The 17274-nt window shown below is 74.5% G+C and carries 16 protein-coding genes; 11 read left to right on the top strand and 5 right to left on the bottom strand.

The window, feature by feature from the left end; genetic code table 11:
• Positions 1–177: 177 nt before the first annotated feature.
• The gene (locus V2S66_RS24215) at positions 178–1113 is read left to right on the top strand and encodes a hypothetical protein (RefSeq protein WP_330798360.1); all 936 of its coding nucleotides are present in this window, start codon (positions 178–180) and stop codon (positions 1111–1113) included.
• A 162-nt stretch (positions 1114–1275) separates the two neighbouring features.
• On the opposite strand, the gene V2S66_RS24210 is transcribed toward V2S66_RS24215, so the two are convergent.
• Both V2S66_RS24210 and V2S66_RS24205 read right to left on the bottom strand, forming a co-directional pair.
• Positions 1276–2313: a serine hydrolase domain-containing protein gene (locus V2S66_RS24210; protein ID WP_330798359.1), complete on the bottom strand. Its 1038-nt coding sequence runs from the start codon at positions 2311–2313 to the stop codon at positions 1276–1278.
• Positions 2310–3164, bottom strand: coding sequence for an IclR family transcriptional regulator (locus tag V2S66_RS24205; protein WP_330798358.1), 855 nt, complete (start codon positions 3162–3164; stop codon positions 2310–2312). Before V2S66_RS24205 ends, V2S66_RS24210 begins: the two co-directional genes overlap by 4 nt.
• A gap of 54 nt (positions 3165–3218) precedes the next feature.
• Here V2S66_RS24205 and V2S66_RS24200 point away from each other — a divergent pair, with 54 nt between their 5' ends.
• Genes V2S66_RS24200 through V2S66_RS24180 form a run of 5 tightly spaced genes read left to right on the top strand, consistent with a single transcriptional unit; the run spans position 3219 to position 8389 of the window.
• A complete protein-coding gene (locus tag V2S66_RS24200) occupies positions 3219–4793 on the top strand; it encodes an ABC transporter substrate-binding protein (protein WP_330798357.1) in 1575 nt (524 codons plus the stop codon).
• Complete coding sequence (locus V2S66_RS24195) at positions 4790–5782, top strand: ABC transporter permease (protein WP_330798356.1); 993 nt, start codon at positions 4790–4792, stop codon at positions 5780–5782. Before V2S66_RS24200 ends, V2S66_RS24195 begins: the two co-directional genes overlap by 4 nt.
• Complete coding sequence (locus tag V2S66_RS24190; protein WP_330798355.1) at positions 5779–6693, top strand: ABC transporter permease; 915 nt, start codon at positions 5779–5781, stop codon at positions 6691–6693. Before V2S66_RS24195 ends, V2S66_RS24190 begins: the two co-directional genes overlap by 4 nt.
• Entirely contained in the window at positions 6690–7526 is an 837-nt protein-coding gene (locus V2S66_RS24185; protein WP_330798354.1) for an ABC transporter ATP-binding protein, read from the top strand. Before V2S66_RS24190 ends, V2S66_RS24185 begins: the two co-directional genes overlap by 4 nt.
• The gene (locus tag V2S66_RS24180) at positions 7523–8389 is read left to right on the top strand and encodes an ATP-binding cassette domain-containing protein (protein WP_330798353.1); all 867 of its coding nucleotides are present in this window, start codon (positions 7523–7525) and stop codon (positions 8387–8389) included. Before V2S66_RS24185 ends, V2S66_RS24180 begins: the two co-directional genes overlap by 4 nt.
• 38 nt (positions 8390–8427) lie before the next feature.
• Here the strand turns inward: V2S66_RS24180 and V2S66_RS24175 are convergent, their stop codons facing one another.
• Positions 8428–9387: an ROK family protein gene (locus V2S66_RS24175; RefSeq protein ID WP_413966472.1), complete on the bottom strand. Its 960-nt coding sequence runs from the start codon at positions 9385–9387 to the stop codon at positions 8428–8430.
• Between the two features lie 41 nt (positions 9388–9428).
• Between V2S66_RS24175 and V2S66_RS24170 the strand changes: the two genes are divergently transcribed.
• The 3 genes from V2S66_RS24170 to V2S66_RS24160 all read left to right on the top strand — a co-directional run bounded on the left by V2S66_RS24170 (position 9429) and on the right by V2S66_RS24160 (position 11859).
• The gene (locus V2S66_RS24170; RefSeq protein ID WP_330798352.1) at positions 9429–10193 is read left to right on the top strand and encodes a creatininase family protein; all 765 of its coding nucleotides are present in this window, start codon (positions 9429–9431) and stop codon (positions 10191–10193) included.
• A gap of 92 nt (positions 10194–10285) precedes the next feature.
• Positions 10286–11413: a mandelate racemase/muconate lactonizing enzyme family protein gene (locus V2S66_RS24165; RefSeq protein ID WP_330798350.1), complete on the top strand. Its 1128-nt coding sequence runs from the start codon at positions 10286–10288 to the stop codon at positions 11411–11413.
• The gene (locus V2S66_RS24160; RefSeq protein WP_330798348.1) at positions 11410–11859 is read left to right on the top strand and encodes a RidA family protein; all 450 of its coding nucleotides are present in this window, start codon (positions 11410–11412) and stop codon (positions 11857–11859) included. The genes V2S66_RS24165 and V2S66_RS24160 overlap by 4 nt, the downstream gene beginning before the upstream one ends.
• Before the next feature lie 49 nt (positions 11860–11908).
• Here the strand turns inward: V2S66_RS24160 and murQ are convergent, their stop codons facing one another.
• Together murQ and V2S66_RS24150 are read right to left on the bottom strand one after the other, a co-directional pair.
• On the bottom strand, positions 11909–12829 hold the full coding sequence (gene murQ / locus V2S66_RS24155) for an N-acetylmuramic acid 6-phosphate etherase (protein WP_330798346.1): 921 nt from the start codon (positions 12827–12829) through the stop codon (positions 11909–11911).
• A gap of 93 nt (positions 12830–12922) precedes the next feature.
• On the bottom strand, positions 12923–13867 hold the full coding sequence (locus V2S66_RS24150) for a MurR/RpiR family transcriptional regulator (protein ID WP_330798344.1): 945 nt from the start codon (positions 13865–13867) through the stop codon (positions 12923–12925).
• A gap of 476 nt (positions 13868–14343) precedes the next feature.
• Here V2S66_RS24150 and V2S66_RS24145 point away from each other — a divergent pair, with 476 nt between their 5' ends.
• Both V2S66_RS24145 and V2S66_RS24140 read left to right on the top strand, forming a co-directional pair.
• Positions 14344–15927, top strand: a complete 1584-nt coding sequence (locus V2S66_RS24145) for a sodium:solute symporter (RefSeq protein ID WP_330798343.1) — start codon at positions 14344–14346, stop codon at positions 15925–15927.
• 74 nt (positions 15928–16001) lie between these two features.
• Positions 16002–17207, top strand: coding sequence for an anhydro-N-acetylmuramic acid kinase (locus V2S66_RS24140; RefSeq protein WP_330798341.1), 1206 nt, complete (start codon positions 16002–16004; stop codon positions 17205–17207).
• The last annotated feature ends 67 nt before the right edge of the window (positions 17208–17274 follow it).

Raw genomic sequence — 17274 nt, 5'->3', positions numbered from 1 at the left:
GTGCACGCGCCGACGCCGGCCGTACGTCGAGTGGCCGCACCCGTCGGGCGGGCCCCGCACGGCGGCCCGAGGCTGGAGGGACGCCGTCCCTGACGGGCCGCTCCTGCGGCCGGGCGACCGGGGCGTGCCCCATCGACCGTGGGCGCAGCCGCCCGCAGACGCGCAACGGAGGCCCCCGTGGGAAGCGGAGCGACGAGCGCCGGCGACGATCTGACCGCCGGCCGGACCAACTCGAGCGAGGAGCGCACGATCGTCGTGGCGACGACCGCCGAGAACGGGTACGCCGACGACTTCGTCGTGTACGTGGGCACAAAGGACGGCAAGGTGCTGCGCACCGTCGCCGACGGCGTGGACGGCATCCACGCCACCGGGTCGGTGGAGTTCGACACCGGCGGCGCGGTCGGCGTGCTCCCCGCGGGCAACGGCCTGGTCGGCACCGGCCTGAACGGCGTGGTCGGCTACGTCCACGCGGCGCTGCGCGACAAGCAGGAGGAGCAGACGAGGCAGGCCGGCGTCTTCGGCTCCGGCGGCGCCTCGGCGGGCGTGTTCGGCCGCGGCGCCGCCGGGGTGGTGGGCTACTCGGGGCCGACCCCGCGCGACACCGCCTGGGAGGCCGACGGCCACGCGGGGGTGCGCGGCCGCTCCGACGACATCGGCGTGCGCGGCAAGGGCGACTCCGGAGGCGTGCAGGGGAGGAGCGAGCTCAGCTTCGGCGTCGAGGGCGTCGGCGCGACGGGCGTGCTCGGCCGCAGCACCGACGGCGTCGGCGTGTACGCGTCCTGCACGTCGGGCCCGGGGTTCCAGGCAACCTCCGGGACCGACAACGCGGCCGTGTTCGAGGCGCCCAAGCGCGCACAGCTCTGGCTGGTGCCGCCGGAGGTCGCCCCGCCGAGCGGCCCTGAGGTCGCGATCACCCCGAAGGGGTTCCACCAGATCGACGGCGAGAGCACCAACCCGCTCCGCAAGAACGGTCGCGCCGGCGAACTCGCGGCGATCAAGGACGCGCGGGGGCGTACCACGCTGTGGTTCTGCGTCGACGACGCCGTCAGCCCCTCCCGGTGGGCCCAGGTGCTGCTCGGCCCCGCGTTCTCCGGCGCGGCCGACGATTCCTGAGGACGGGCGAACGGCCCCTGACCGGGCGTCATGCGCCGCTGTGCGCGGAGGCGTCCGGCGTGGACGGCGGCCGTGGACGTGCCTGGTCCCCGGCGTCCGGCGCCCGCCCGCGGGCTGCCGCGCGCCACGTCCGGAGCCGCCGCGGAGACGGACGGCGGTCAGCTACGTGCCGGGGGTCGGCTCCGCGGCCGCGTCGTGGAAGGCACGCCGGACGGCCGTGATGCCGTCGCCTGCCCGGGAGGGGTGCACCCGGTTCGTCAGCAGGACGGCGTAACGGCTCGTCGCGGGGTCGACCCAGAGGCTGGTGCCGGTGAAGCCGGTGTGGCCGTAGGAGGCGGGGCCGAAGGACCGGCCGACGGGAGAGTCCGCGGGGTCCTGGCCCTGCCAGGCCAGGCCGCGCCGCAGGGCCAGGCCCTCGGTGTGGTCGGCGGTCATCTGCCGGAAGGTCTCCGGCCGCAGCAGCTCCCGTGCGCCGCCGGCCAGGGAACTGCCGAGGCGCTCCATGTCGGCCAGCGGGGCGAACAGGCCGGCGTGCCCGCCGACTCCGCCGAGCACCGCCGCGTTCTCGTCGTGCACCTCGCCGACCACGATCCGGCCGCGCCACGGGCAGTCCTCGGTGGCCACCGCCCGGCGCCGGTCCTCGGCGCCGGGGCGGAATCCGGTGCCGGCCATGCCGAGCGGGTCGCAGACCAGCCGCCGTACCAGTTCCTCCAGCGACCGGCCGGCGGCGGCCTCCGCGATGAGGCCGAGGATGATGAACCCCTGCGAGGAGTACTGGACCCGGGTGCCGGGCGCCGCGGTCGGCGGCAGCAGCCGGACCGCCTCCAGGAGGCCGGCGGGCGTGGGGTGTTCACGGTAGAGGGGCACCTGGCCGGGGATGCCGGAGGTGTGCGCGAGCAGGTGGCGTACCGTCAGCCCGGCCTTGTCGCCGCCGCGGTACTGGGGCAGGTGGTCGCCCACGGTGTCGGTGAGTCGCAGCGCGCCCTCGTCGACGAGTGCCATCACCGCCAGTCCCACCACCGGCTTGGTGACCGAGGCGAGGTCCCAGAGGTCGTCGCCGTCCAGCGCCTCGCCCGTCCAGCTCCTGGTGCCGATCCAGCCCCGGTCCTTCGGGCCGGCGGCGTCGCCGACCGACCAGGCCGCCGCGGAGTAGACGCGCCGGCCGCGACCGGCGGCCAGCAGGTCTCCCAGGGGGCTCATGCCCGGCCCCCGTCCGGCCCGGCGCTCCGCTCCGCGCCCCGGCCGGCCACTCCCAGGGCCGGCGCCGGGCCGCCGAGGCCCGCGGAGACGGCGCGGGCGGCGGCGCGGACCATGGGCCCGAAGAGCAGCATGCTCTCGTCGTCGAGGGTGAACGTCAGTCCGGAGACGCCGAGTGCGCCGACCACGCGTCCCGACCGGTCGAGCACGGGCGCGGCGAGCGCGCGCACGTCCGGTTCGCCGTAGCCGTCGTCGACGGCGTAGCCGCGCTCGGCGGCCTCACGGAGCGCGGCGCGGACACCGTCGGGGCCGCCGAGCGGGTGCGCCGCCCAGGTGTGCGGGGGCGCGGCGTCGAGCACGTCGGCGCACTCCCGCGGCGGCAGCGCGGAGAGCATCGCCAGGCCGAGTCCGCTCAGGTACAGGGGGGTTCGGCTGCCGGACGGCACCTCCATCCGGAACTCCGGGGGCGCCTCGGAGTGCTCCAGGTGCACCGCGTCGTCCCCGTGCCGTACGGCGTAGGAGGCGAGCCGGCCGGTGCGCCGGTGCAGCTCGGCCAGCACGGGCCGGGCGAGCCGCAGGCCGCGGTCGTCGTGGAGCGCGGCGGCGGCGAGTCCGAGCAGCCGCGGACCCGCCTGGTACCGGCCGCCGTCGACGGCCTGGGCGAAGCCGACCTCGGCCATGGTCTGCAGGTGGCGGTGGACGGTCGGTTTCGTCAGGCCGGTGCGCGCCGCCAGATCGCCCAACCGGTGCGGCCCACCGGGTTCGACGAGCGCTTCGAGGACGTCCATCGCCTTGTCGATCGGGCCCTTCGCGCGGCCCTGCTCGCCGGCTCGGGTGTTGACCATCTTCGTCATGTGTCTTAGCTTAGCGCATCACCATTCCATCTGACGGAACGGATGTGCTTCTCAATGGAACGACTGCGTCGAGGGAGGCGCGTGGACCGCGATCACCCGGCCCGCCGTGACGTCCTGCGGCTCGGCGGCCTGCTGATCCCGGCCGTCGCGGCGCCCGCGCTGCTCACCGGCTGCGGTACCAGCCCGGCGAGCAGCGCGGGAAACGTCCTGCGGGTGTCCCAGCCCGGCGACCCCAAGACCCTGGACCCGCACAAGCAGGGCGACATGACCTCGATGAACGCCCTGGTCAACATGTTCGACACGCTCACCGCCCGCGGCATGGACAACCTGCTGCACCCGCGGCTGGCCCTCACCTGGACCGCTCTCACCGCGACGACCTGGCGGTTCACCCTGCGCCCCGGCGTCACCTTCCACAACGGCGAGCCCTGCGACGCCGACGCGGTCAGGTTCAGCGTCGAACGCCTGCTGTCCCCCGCGACCAAGTCGCCGATCGTGGAACTGCGCTACGTCAAGGACGTCTCGGTCGTCGACCGGCTCACCGTGGACGTGCACACGACCGTGCACGACCCGATCCTGCCGGACAAGCTCTCGCTCTTCGGCGGAGTGGTCGTACCGCCCCGCTACCTGGCCGCCGTCGGGGACACCGGCTTCGCCGAACACCCGGTCGGCACCGGGCCGTTCACCTTCGTCCGCTGGCAGCGCGACCACGAGCTGCGGATGCGGGCCTTCCCGGGCCACTGGCAGGGCCGCCCGCACGTCGACGAGCTGGTCTTCAGCCCGCAGCCCAACCCCTCGTCCTCGCTCGCCGCGCTGCAGAGCGGCCAGGTCGACCTGGTGGCCGGCCTCACCCCCGACGCGGCGCAGCAGCTGGACGGCTACGGCGGCGTCAGGCTCGACGGCCACACCGGCATCAGGACCTCGTACCTCTCGCTGAACACCCTGGAGAACGGCCCGCTGAAGGACCGCCGGGTGCGCCAGGCGCTCAACCACGCCGTGGACGTCCCGCTGCTGATCAAGGCGGTGCTCGGCGGCAAGGCCGCCGAGGTGCCCGCGATGATCCCGCGCGGGGCCTTCGGGTTCGACCCCTCGGTCAAGCCCTTCACCCGCTCCCTGGACACCGCCCGCGCGCTCCTCGCGGAGGCCGGGTACCCGCACGGCTTCTCGACCTCGCTGACCGCCTCCAACGTCGACTCCAACGTCGCGGAGGCGATCTCCGGCCTGCTGTCCCGGGCCGGCGTGCACGCCCGGGTCCAGCTGCTGGACCCGGGGACGTACGCCGACCGGCTGACCTCCGACGACCACGGGGCGCTCGGCCCGATGTACCTGGCCGCCAGCACCGTCTGGACGCTGGACGGGGAGAGCATGCTCCAGTCCAACGTCCGCAGCGACCGCCGCCAGAGCAGGTGGCACGACGAGGACGCGGACCGCCTCATCGACGTCGAGGAGCTCTCCGGCGACCCCGCGGAGCGCAAGCGCGCCTTCGCCGACCTGCAGCGGCTGATCCAGCGGGAAGCCCCCTTCGTCCCGCTCTACCAGATCGACAACATCTACGCCCGCAACGACCGCCCCCGCTGGACGCCGGGGTCCGCCGGCGTGCTGGCCATGCAGAGTGCGGAGATCTCCCGATGAGCGACCTCACCCTCCGGCCGCCGCGGGCGGCGCAGGCCGGTCCGCCGCGCCGGCCGGCGCGCGCCGGACTGCTGCGGGCCGTCCTGGTCCGCCTCGGCACCGCGCTGCTGGTGCTGCTGTGCACCGCGACCGTGTCCTTCTTCCTCGTCCGGCTCTCCGGCGACCCCGTCAAGACGCTGCTGCCGCCGGACGCCACAGCCCAGCAGGAGGCGGTGCTGCGCGCCAGCCTGGGCCTGGACCAGCCGCTGCTCACGCAGTACCTCGACTTCATGGGGGGCCTGTTCCACTGCGACTTCGGGACCTCCATCACCTACGGCGAGCCCGTCGGCCGGGTGCTGGCCGACCGGCTGCCCGCCACCTTGGAGCTGGCCGCCGCGGCCCTGGTGGTGACGCTCGTCATCGCCGTGCCGGCCGGCATCGTGGCGGCCATGCGGCGCGGTCGCGCCGCGGACCGCGGCATCATGACCGGCGTCCTGCTCGGGCAGTCCACCCCGCCGTTCTGGGTGGGCATCCTGCTGATCCTGGTGTTCGCCGTGGGCCTGCACGCCCTGCCCGCGTCCGGCTACGGGACCTTCGCCAACCTCGTGCTGCCCGCGATCACCCTGTCCGTGTACTCGGTCGCGGTCGTCGCCAGGCTGCTGCGCTCGTCGCTGATCGACGTGCTCGGCTCCGACCACATCCGCACCGCCCGCGCCAAGGGGTTCGGCCCGGTGCGGACCGTGCTCACGCACGGTCTGCGCAACGCGTCGCTGCCGGTGGTCACGGTGGTCGGACTCGAGGTCGGCAGCCTGCTGGGCGGCGCGATCCTCACCGAACGGGTCTTCTCCTGGCCGGGCGTCGGCCAGCTGACCATCGAGGCCATCTCCAACCGCGACTTCCCGCTGGTCCAGGCGACCGTGCTGTTCTTCGCCGCCACCTTCGTGGTGGTCAACCTGCTGGTCGACCTCTCCTACAGCTTCCTCGACCCGAGGGTGAGGACCTCCCGATGACCCTGACCCCGACACCCGTGCCCGCCGCGCCCGCCGCCCCCGGGGCGACGCGCGGCCGGCGCTCCACCGCCCTGAGCGGCCTGCTGCGCAACAGACTCGCCGTGGCCGCGCTGGTGGTCCTGGCGGTCCTGCTGGTCGCCGCGGTGTTCGCGCCGCTGCTCGCGCCCGCCGACCCGAACGCGCAGGACCTGCTGATGCGGCTCAGACCGCCCGCCTGGCAGCACGGCGGCAGCGGCGCGCACCTGCTCGGCACCGACCAGCTCGGCCGCGACATGCTCTCCCGGGTCGTCTACGGCACCCGGGTCTCGCTCCTGGTCGGCGCCGGGGCCGCGCTGCTCGCCGGCGTGATCGGCACCGTGGTCGGCCTGGCCGCGGGCTACTTCGGCGGCTGGCCGGACCGGGTGCTGATGCGGCTGGCCGACGTCCAGCTCGCGTTCCCCTCGATCCTGCTGGCGCTGGCCATCGTCGGCTTCTTCGGCTCGGGCCTGTGGTACGTGATCCTCGTGCTGGGCATCACCGGCTGGGTGTCGTACGCCCGGGTGGTCCGCGCCGAGGTGATGTCCCTGCGCTCGCGCGACTTCGTCACCGAGGCGCGGGCGATCGGCGTCACCGACGTGGCCATCATCCGCCGCCACCTGCTGCCCAACGTGATGGCGCCGCTGGCCACCATCGGCACGCTGCACATCGCCGCCGCGATCGTGGCCGAGGCGTCGCTGAGCTACCTGGGGCTGGGCGTGCCGAAGGAGACCGTCACCTGGGGGTCGATGCTCGCCGACGGGCAGCTGTACCTCGGCACCTCCTGGTGGGTCGCGGTCTTCCCCGGCATCGCCCTGATGCTCACCTCCCTCGCCGTCAACATCACCGGCGACGCCCTGCGCGACGTCGCGGACCCGAAGGCGTACCGCCGATGACCACGAACCAGCAGACGACCGGCGGCCGCCCGGCCGCGGGACCGGTCCTGGAGATCGACGACCTGACCGTCGACTTCCGGCTCGACACCACCACCGTGCACGCCGTCCGCGGCGTCAGCCTCAGCCTGGCGCAGGGCGAGACCCTTGCCGTCGTCGGCGAGTCCGGCAGCGGCAAGACGGCCACCGCGCTGTCCGTGCTGCGGCTCAACCCCCAGCCGCCGTGTGTGTACGCCGGCGGCCGTGTCCTCTTCGAGGGGCGCGACCTGCTCACCGTCCCGGAGCGGGAGCTCGGCCGGATCAGGGGCCAGGACATCGCGATGGTCTTCCAGGACCCGATGACCAGCCTCGACCCGTTGCAGCGGGTCGGCGCCCAGGTCGCCGAGGCGCTCCGCCACCACCAGGGCCTGTCCCGGCAGGCGGCCGCGGCCGCGGCCGTCGAGGCGCTGGACGAGGTCGGCGTCCCCGACCCGGAGCGCCGCTTCCGGCAGTACCCGCACGAACTCTCCGGCGGGCTGCGCCAGCGCGTGATGATCGCCGGCGCCCTGGTCGGCCGGCCCCGCGTGCTCATCGCCGACGAGCCGACCACCGCGCTCGACGTCACGGTGCAGCGTCAGATCCTCGACCTGCTCGTCTCCCTGCAGGAACGGCACGGCATGGCGGTCCTGCTGATCACCCACGACCTCGGGGTGGTCGCCGAGACCGCCGACCGGGTCGCGGTCATGCACCACGGCGAGGTGGTGGAGACCGGCGACGTGCTGGACGTCTTCGACCGTCCGGCCGACGACTACACCCGCCGGCTGCTGGCCGCCACCCCCCGATTGGAGCTGGCATGACGACCGAAGCCGGCACGGCCCCGCAGACCCGCCGTCCCCTCGTCGAACTGACCGGACTGCGCAAGGAGTTCGGCGGACGGCACGGCGGCGTGGCGGTGGACGACGTGTCCCTGACGGTCGGCGAGGGCGAGACGCTCGCACTGGTCGGCGAGTCGGGCTGCGGCAAGACCACGCTGACCCGGCTGCTGCTGCGGCTGGTGGAGCCCACCGCCGGCAGCGTGCGCTTCGACGGGCAGGACCTCGCCGCGCTGGCGCCGGCCGAGCTGCGCCGCCTTCGCCGCCGGGTCCAGGTGGTCCTGCAGGACCCGTACTCCAGCATGAACCCGCGCATGACCATCGCCGACATCATCGCGGAGCCGCTCGTCACCCACGACCCGGCGGCGCGCGGCCGGCGCGGTCGCGGGCCTGTCAGGGAGCGGGTCGGCGAGCTGCTGGAGTCGGTCGGGCTGGACGCCGGCATCCAGGACCGCTACCCGCACGAGTTCTCCGGCGGGCAGCGCCAGCGCGTCTCCATCGCGCGCGCCCTGGCGGTCGAACCCCGGCTCATCGTGCTCGACGAGCCGACGAGCGCCCTGGACGTCTCGGTGCAGGCCCGCATCCTCGATCTGCTCGCCGAGCTGCAGCAGCGGCGCGGACTGACCTACTTCTTCGTCTCCCACAACCTCGCCGTCGTGCAGCAGGTGGCCGACCGGATCGCCGTGATGCGGCAGGGCCGGCTGGTGGAGGTCGGCGAGGCGGACCAGGTCCTGCGCCGGCCCCGGCACCCGTACACCCGGCAGCTGCTCGACGCGGTGCCGGTGCCCGATCCGCGCCGGGGCCGCCGGTTTCGCGCCGCGGCCGCGGACCGCGGGGAGGCGCGATGAGCGGGTACGGGGTGGGCCGGCGCCCGGCGGGGTGCCCGCTACCCGTGCGACAGGACGAGTCCCGCGCCGCCCAGCAGCGCCACGTCGTCGACGGCGGCCGTGCTCACCAGCACCCGCGGCTGCTCGGCGCCGTCCCACAGCACGTCCGCGCGCAGCCGCTGCTCGATCAGCCCGCGGAACCGCTCGCCGCCCTCGCGCGCCTCGCCGTGCAGCACGAACAGGCCGGGGGCGAAGAGCTGCTGGATGTTCACCAGTCCCAGCGCGACGTTCTCCGCGTACTCGGCGAGCACCTGCCGCGCGGCGTCGTCCTCGCGCGCCACGAGGGCGCCGAGCGAGACGGCGGGGCCCAGCCCCGCGCCCCGCGCCCTGGCGTGCAGCCAGCGGGTGGTGGCGACGGTCTTCCAGCAGCCGCGGCCGCCGCAGGTGCAGCGCTCGCCGCTGGCCGAGACGGTCATGTGCGCGCCGCTGCGGCCGCCGGGCGGGGCCAGCACCTGGCCCGCGTAGAGGATCCCCACGCCCAGCACCTGTCCGGTCGAGACCGAGGCGAAGGTGCGGCGGCCTCGGCCGGGACCGAACCACCGGTCGCCGAGCACCTGGAGCCTGGCGTGGTGCTCGACCCTGACCGGCACCCCGGTCAGCGTGCGCAGCCGCTCCGCGACCGGGTAGCCGCGGAGCGCCGGCACGTCGTGGACCTCGGTGATCAGCCCCGCGTCGGGGTCGACCAGGCCGGCCGCCGCCACGCCGATGCCCTGCGGCGGGCCGCCGTCGAACACCCGGGCGGCGCGGGCGAGCGCCGCGTCGAGGTCGGCGGGGCGCGCGGCGGCCGCGTCGTAGGAGGTCTCGGTCCGCTCCAGGACGGCGCCGGACATGTCCAGCACCGCGGCTCTGATCCGGCCGGGCACCAGTTCGACCGCCCCCAGCCGGCGCGCCGCTCGTGGCGCGACCGGATCCGGCGCGGGCTCGGGCACCAGTCGCAGGGGGAAACGTTCGTCGGTCATGGCCCGACTCTGCCACGACCGGGTTTCAGGAAGGTAGTGCGGTGATCGTGAGGAAGCTGACCGAGTCGACGTGGCAGGAGGTCCGCGCGGCGGGGGCGCGGGGGATCGCCCTGCTGCCCATCGGGTCGCAGGAGCAGCACGCCGCCCACCTGCCGATGGGCACCGACACCCTGCTCGCGGAGGCGGTGGTCGACCGGGCCGAGGCGCTGCTCGCCCGGGAGGGCGGGGCGCCGGAGCTGGTGCGGCTGCCCGCGCTGCCCTTCGGCCACAGCCCGCACCACCTCTTCGCGGCGGCGGTGTCGCTGGGCGCGTCCACCCTGGGGGCGGTCCTCGACGACGTCCTCGACTCGCTCGCCGCCTCCGGCTACCACCGGGTGCTGGTGGTCAACGGGCACGGCGGGAACGACGAGATCATGCGGCTGGCCGTCAAGCGGTTCGCGCTGCGCGCCGAGGTCACGGCGGCGGCGTGCTCGTACTGGACGGTCACCGCCGGGGAGGACGACGGCGGCCGCCCCGAGGTCACCCCCGGGCACGCCGGCTGGTTCGAGACGTCGCTGATGCTGGCGGCCCACCCGCACCTGGTCCGCACCCCCGTCCCGGCCCGCGCGCCGGTGGAGCCGCCGCCGCTGTTCGACCACCCGCCCCACCCGGGCCTGACCGTGGAGCGCCACGGCGAGTGGGCGAGGGTCGGCGGGTCCACCGACGACGCCTCCTCCGCCGACGCGGCGCACGGCCGCCGGCTGCTGGAGGCACGAGCCGCCGGGCTGGCCCGCGCGATCCGGGCGTTCGACGAGGCCACCCGCTGAGCCCGGCCCCTACCACCACCGGGCCCGTCACCGCCGGCCCTGTCACCACCGGGCCGGTCAGGCCCGTCACCATCGAGTTGGAGAGAAGAAGCATGAAGATCGTCGATGTCGACGTGTGGGTCGTCAACCTCCCGCTGGTCAATCCGTTCACCAGTTCCTTCGAGACGAAGACGGGAGAGACCCGCACGGTGGTGCGCATCCGCACCGACAGCGGCGTCGAGGGCTGGGGCGAGACCATGTGGGGCCGGCCGGTCGCCGCGATCGTCGAGTCGCTGGGCCGCGACCTGATCGGCACCAGCCCGTTCGCGCTGGAGAGCTTCCGCCGCAGGCACCACATGGTGCCGTTCTTCCACGGCTACCTCGGGTACGCGGCGATCGCCGCGATCGACGTGGCGTGCTGGGACGCGATGGGCAAGGCGACCGGGCAGCCGGTGACCGACCTGCTGGGCGGCCGGGTGCGCGACGAGGTGCCGATCACCGCGCTGATCACCCGCGCGGACGCGCCGGGGGCGAGCGGCGGAGCCCTGGCCGGGGCGCTCGCCGAGCACGCCGTGCGGGTGGTCGCCGAGGGCGGGTTCGAGGCCGTCAAGCTCAAGGGCACCACCGACGTCCGCGGCGACGTGGCGATCCTGCGGGCGCTGCGCGAGGCGCTTCCCGAGGTGAACCTGCGGGTCGACCCCAACGCGGCCTGGTCGGTGCCCGACTCGGTGCGGGCCGGCATCGCCCTCGAGGAGCTGGACCTGGAGTACCTGGAGGACCCCTGCTCCGGCATCGAGGGCATGAGCCAGGTGAAGGCGAAGGTCCGCATACCGCTGTGCACCAACATGTGCGTCGTGCGGTTCGAGGAGTTCGCCCCCGCGATGCGGCTGAACGCCGTCGACGTCATCCACGGCGACGTCTACAAGTGGGGAGGCATCGCGGCCACCAAGGCGCTCGCCGCGCACTGCGAGACCTTCGGGCTCGGCATGAACCTGCACAGCGGCGGCGAGCTGGGCATCGCGACCGCCGCGCACCTCGCGGTCGTCGCCAGCACTCCGGTGCTCTCCCGCGCCATCGACAGCATGTACTACCTGCACGCCGACGACATCATCGAGCCGCTGCACCTCGCGGACGGACGGCTCCGGGTGCCGGCCGGACCCGGCCTCGGCGTCAGCGTGGACGAGGACAAGCTGCGGCACTTCGCCGCGGTCAACGAGCGCGAGGGAGACCTGACCGGATGACCGTGGACGGCGAGAACCAGGACGGCAGGAACAGCGAGGGCCGCCCGGACGGCGCGGGCGGCGCTGGCGGCAGGCAGGCGGTGCGCACCGACGGCGCGCCGCGACCCGCCGGCGCGTACAGCCAGGGCGTGGTCGCGGCGGGGCTGCTCTTCACGGCCGGTTTCGGGCCGCAGGACCCGGTGACCGGGGCGGTGCCCGAGACCGTGGCGGAGCAGACGGCGCAGGTGCTGCGCAACGTGCGGGCGGTGCTCGCGGCGCGCGGGCTGACCACGGGCGACGTGGTCAAGGTGACGGCGCACCTGCAGCATCTGCGGCGGGACTTCGCCGCCTACGACGCGGTCTACCGGGAGTTCTTCACCCAGCCGTATCCGGTGCGCACCACCGTCGGCTCGGACCTGATGGACATCCTGGTGGAGATCGACGTTGTCGCCGCCGTCCCGCGCTGACGCCGCGGCGCGGGCCGCAGGGCCGGCCCGGCGCCGCGGCGCGGGGGTGTCAGCGAGGCGCGGCGCCGGCGTTCCCGAGCGCCGAGCGGATCGCGCCGTCGCCGCGCCGCAGCGCCTCGGCCGCCTGGTCGCGGGTCAGGTCGCCCAGCAGCATCACGATCGCGGTCTTGGCGTGCCCGCCGGCTGCCGCCAGGGCCTGCTCCGCGTCCTCGGGGCGGGCCCCGGTGGCCTGGACGACGATCCGCCGGGCCCGGTCGACGAGCTTGGCGTTGGTGGCGCGCACGTCGACCATGAGGTTGCCGTAGACCTTGCCCATCCGGACCATCGTGGCGGTGGAGAGCATGTTGCAGACGAGCTTCTCCGCGGTGCCGGCCTTCAGCCGGGTCGAGCCGGTCAGCACTTCGGGGCCGGTGACGACCTCGATGGCGATGGCGGCGTGCCGGCTCACCTCGGCGCCGGAGTTGCAGGCGACGGAGACGGTGGCGGCGCCGACGCCGCGCGCGTACCGCAGGCCGCCGACCACGTAGGGGGTGCGTCCGCTGGCGGCGAGGCCCACGACGATGTCGGCGTCGGTCAGCCCCGCGGCCTCGAGGTCGGCCACCGCGCCCTGCGGGTCGTCCTCGGCCCCCTCGACGGCGGTGATGAACGCGCCGGGGCCGCCCGCGAGCAGGCCCATGACCTGCTCCGGCGCGGTGCCGAAGGTCGGCGGGCACTCGACGGCGTCGAGCAGGCCGATCCGGCCGCTGGTGCCCGCACCGAGGTAGATCAGCCGGCCGCCCCGCCGCAGCGCGGCCTCGGCGGCCTGCACGGCCTCCGCGATCCGGGGCAGCGCCCGGCGCACCGCGAGGGCCACGCTCTGGTCCTCGTCGTTCATGGCGGTGAGCAGATCCGTCACCGGCATGGCGTCGAGGTCGGCGGTGCGCTCGTTGCGGGTCTCGGTGCCGAGGGCGGCCAGCGTGCTGAGGTCCACGTGCGGTCGTTCCTTTCCGGGGGTTCCGGGTGGTGCGGGTCGTTCCGGTGCGGGTCGTTGCTGCGGTGCGGGTCGTCGCGATGCGGGCGGCGGTCAGCCGCCGGACGGGGTGCGGCGGGCCGTAGGGCGCTTGCGGCGTTGCACCGCGCCGTAGGTCCGCTGCAGCGCGGCTGTCGTGACGTCGAAGGAGCGCTGCGCCACACCGACGAACAGGCAGTCCACGAGCGCGAGTTGAGCGATCCGGCTGACGGTCGCGCCGGACCGGAACGGCGTCTCGCGGGCGCTTGTGGTCAGCACGATGTCGGCGCAGGCGGCCAGGCTCGAGCGGGGGAAGTTGGTGAGGGCCACGGTGGCGGCGCCGCGTTCGGCGGCGGCCTCCAGCGGGTCGATGGCGTCGCCGGTCTCGCCGGAGTGCGAGATCGCCACGGCCACGTCGCCGGGGCCCAGCAGCGCGGCCGCCGTCAGCGCGGCGTGCACGTCGGTCCAGATGAACGCGATCAGGCCGATGCGGTGCAGCTTCTGCTGGAGGTCCTGGCCGACGAACGCGCTCGCGCCGACGCCGAAGACGTCGATCCTGCGGGCGCCGGCGACGGCGTCGACCGCGCGGCCCAGGGCCGCGATGTCGATACCGGCGCAGGACTCCTCCAGCGCCCGCACCTCGCTGTAGATGATCTTGCGGACGACGTCCTCCAGGGGGTCGCCCGCGCCGATGTCCGTGCCGAGCGCGGGGCGGTCGCCGCCCACCGCGTTCTCGTGCGCCACCGCGGCGGCGAGCGCCAGCCGCAACTGGGGGTAGCTGGTCAGGCCGACCGCCCGGCAGAAGCGCAGGACGGTGGCCGCGGAGGTGGCTGCCCGTTCGGCCAGCACGCTGATGGCCAGCCGGGCGGCCTGCGCCGGGTCGGCCAGCACCGCGTCGGCCACCCGCCGTTCGGACGGCGCCAGGCCGGGCAGCGCCGCGCGGATCCGCTGGAGGACGTCGACCGCGCCGGGGTCGTGCGACGACTCCGGGGACGCGGGACGCGGGACCTGGCGGGCCATGGTTCCTCCTGGGTGGGTGGCGTCAGCGTAGTCTCCCGGCGCCGCCGACGGCAAAAAGTAACGTACCTCCTTCTGAGAAGTTACTTGTTGACATCCGGAGGGTGATGTTCCGATACTCGCTCCACTGCACGTCACGCCTCACGCCACCGGCCGGGGCGCGTCCGCAGCAGTCCGGAAACGGCCAGGGGAAGGCAGGGGACATGTCGGCGGTACTCGCCGTGGGCACGGGCAGGACCGCCCGCCGCGCCCCGCTCCTGGACGGCGCGGCCGCGAGGTCCGCGGCCCTCGAAGACCGGAGGGCCGGCTGCCCCCACCGGCGGCCCGACCCCTCAGGGCGTCCCGCCCGCCGAGCCGCCGGGGTCCCCGCGGCGCCGCCGTGAGGCCGGGCCGCACCGCTCGGCCGAACGCCACCGGCCCGCGGCCCCACCGTCCCCATCGTCCCCGGTGACACCACCGGACAGTTGCAAGGAGTGCGTGTGCGTCAGCTCGACCTCGTGGTGATCGCCGTCTACCTCGTCGCCGTGGCGTGGTTCGGCCTGCGCCTGTCCGGGCGGCAGAAGTCCGCGAAGGACTACTTCGTCGGCGAGGGCCACATGCCCTGGTGGACGGTCTCGTTCTCGGTCGTCGCCACCGAGACCAGCGTGCTGACCGTCATCAGCGTCCCCGGCGGCGCGTACAGCGGCCAGGGCTTCGGCAACGTCGAACTGGCCCTCGGCTACGTCATAGGCCGCGTCGTGGTGGCGACGGTGCTGATCCCGCTCTACAAGCGCGGCGGCTTCGTCAGCGCCTACCAGTACCTCGGGCACCGCTTCGGCATGAAGCTCCAGGGCCTGGCGTCCGTGACGTTCGTGTGCACCCGGCTGCTCGCCGAGGGGGTGCGGCTGTTCGCGTCGGCCATCCCCATCAAGCTGCTGCTCGACGAACTCGGCGTGCACGCCGGCTACAAGGTCATCATCCTGGTGCTGACCCTGATCACCGTCGTCTACACCTACCTCGGCGGCATCAAGGCGGTCATCTGGACCGACGCCATCCAGATGGGCCTGTACCTGGGCGGCGCCCTCCTCGCCATCGCGGTGCTGAGCGGACACGTGGGGGGCGGCGGCTTCTCGCAGGCCCTGCACGGCGGCGGGTTCCGCCTCTTCGACACGGACTTCGCCCTGGACCACGTGCTCACCAGCTCGTTCGCGCTGCCCACCGCGATCGTCGGCGGCGCCATCTTCGCGATGGCCAGCCACGGTTCCGACCAGCTGATCGTGCAGCGCATCCTGGCCACCCGCACCCTGCGGGACGGCCAGAAGGCGATGATCGCCTCCGGCGTCTTCGTGACGATCCAGTTCGCCGCCTTCTCCCTGGTCGGCGCCCTCCTCTGGTCGTACAACAAGGGGCGCAGCTTCAAGGACCTCGGGCTGAGCAGCTCCGACAACCTCTACCCGAACTTCATCCTGCACGACCTGCCGGTCGGCATCTCGGGCCTGCTGGTGGCGGGCATCCTCGGCGCCGCGATGGGCTCGCTGTCCTCCGCGCTGAACTCGATGTCGAACTCCACCGTCTCCGACATCGCGCACAACCTCTTCAAGGTGTCGCCCTCGGACGAGACGCTGCTGAAGCTGGCCCGCGGCATGACCCTGGTGTGGGCCGTGCTCATGGCGGTCTTCGCCTGCGCCTTCAGCACCAGCTCGGGCAACGTGTACCTGACCGGTCTGACCATCGCCGGATACACCTACGGCGCCCTCCTCGGCGCGTTCCTGCTGGGCCGGCTGGTCAGGCGGGCGAACGAGATCGACGCCGTCGTCGCGTTCCTGGTGACGGTCGGCGTGATGACGTACATCGTGCGCGGCGTGAAGATCGACGTGACGACGGCGGGCGCGACCGTGCCCACGGCGATCGCCGCGCAGTGGCTGGTGCCGATCGGCGTCGTGGTGACACTCGTCGTCGGCGGTGTGATGAGCCTGTTCCACCGCGCCCCGGCCGCCGCCCCCGAGGCGGGCGCCGCGGCCGCTCCCGCCCCGCGGTCCGGCGCCGACGCCGAAGCGCTCGACACGTCTGCCGGCAGGACCTGACCGTCCCGGGTGGGGCGGCCCCGATCCGGCCGCCCCACCCGGTCCCCCTCCGCCTTTCCCACGACTGGAGCAGCATGCGCGTCATCGGCCTGATGTCCGGCACTTCCTACGACGCCATCGAGGCCGCGGCGGCCGACATCACCCTGGAGGCCGACACCCTCGTGATGCGGCCGCTGGGCCGGATCAGCACCGCGTACTCCGAGGAGCTGCGCGGCGCGATCGCCGCGGCCATGCCGCCGGCGGCGACGTCCACGCAGGCGCTGTGCGCACTGGACACCGGCGTCGGCCAGGCGTTCGCGGACGCCGCCGTGCGCGCCCAGCGCGAACTGTGCGACGGGCGGGCCGACCTCGTGGTCTCGCACGGCCAGACGATGCACCACTGGGTGCAGGACGGCGCGGTGCGCGGCACGCTGCAGCTCGGGCAGCCCGCGTGGATCGCGGAGGCCACCGGGCTGCCGGTCGTGTCCGACCTGCGCAGCCGCGACGTGGCAGCGGGCGGGCAGGGCGCCCCGCTGGTGGGACTGACCGACACGCTGCTGCTGCGCGGCCTGCCCGGCGTTCCCGCGGCCCTCAACCTGGGCGGCATCGCCAACGTCACGGTGGTCGCCCCCGGAGCGGAGCCGGTCGCCTTCGACACCGGCCCGGCCAACGCCCTGCTCGACGCGGCGGTACGGCACTTCACCTCGGGCGCCGCCGCCTACGACGAGTCCGGGCGCGGCGCCGCGGCCGGCACGGTCTCCCCCGCGCTGCTGCGCAGGCTGCTGGACGAGCCCTACTACCGGCTGCCCGCGCCCAAGAGCACCGGCAAGGAGCTGTTCCACCTGCCGTACCTGCTGGCAGCGCTCGCCGACGTGCCCACCGCCGACGACCACGACGTGCTCGCCACGCTCACCCGGCTGACCGCGGTCACGGTGGCCGACGCGTGCCGGGCGCACGGCGTGACGACGCTGGCCGTCTCGGGCGGCGGCGCGCACAATCCCGTCATGATGCGCATGATCGCCGGGGAGCTGCCCGGCGTCCGGCTGCTGTCCAGCGACGACCTCGGGGTGCCGTCCGACGCGAAGGAGGCGCTGGCCTTCGCCGTGCTGGGCTTCCTCACCGTGCACGGCCTGCCGGGCACCCTGCCGTCCGCGACCGGCGCACGGCACGCCTCGCTGCTGGGCAGCATCACTCCCGGCCGCGGTCCGCTGCTGCTGCCGCGGCCGGCGACGGCCGCTCCGCGCAGGCTGCGGGTGCCCGGCCCCGGCGACGACCTGGCGGCCGCCTCGGCGACCTCCTGAACGCGCGCCCCGAACGCCCCCTCCGACCGCCTTCCTTCGAGCCTTCGCCCGCCACGCCGTCCTGGAG

Origin of the sequence: Actinacidiphila polyblastidii, assembly GCF_036353415.1 — a bacterium.
In the GTDB taxonomy this organism is placed as follows: domain Bacteria; phylum Actinomycetota; class Actinomycetes; order Streptomycetales; family Streptomycetaceae; genus Actinacidiphila; species Actinacidiphila polyblastidii.
This window is presented reverse-complemented; position numbering and strand designations above follow the sequence as displayed.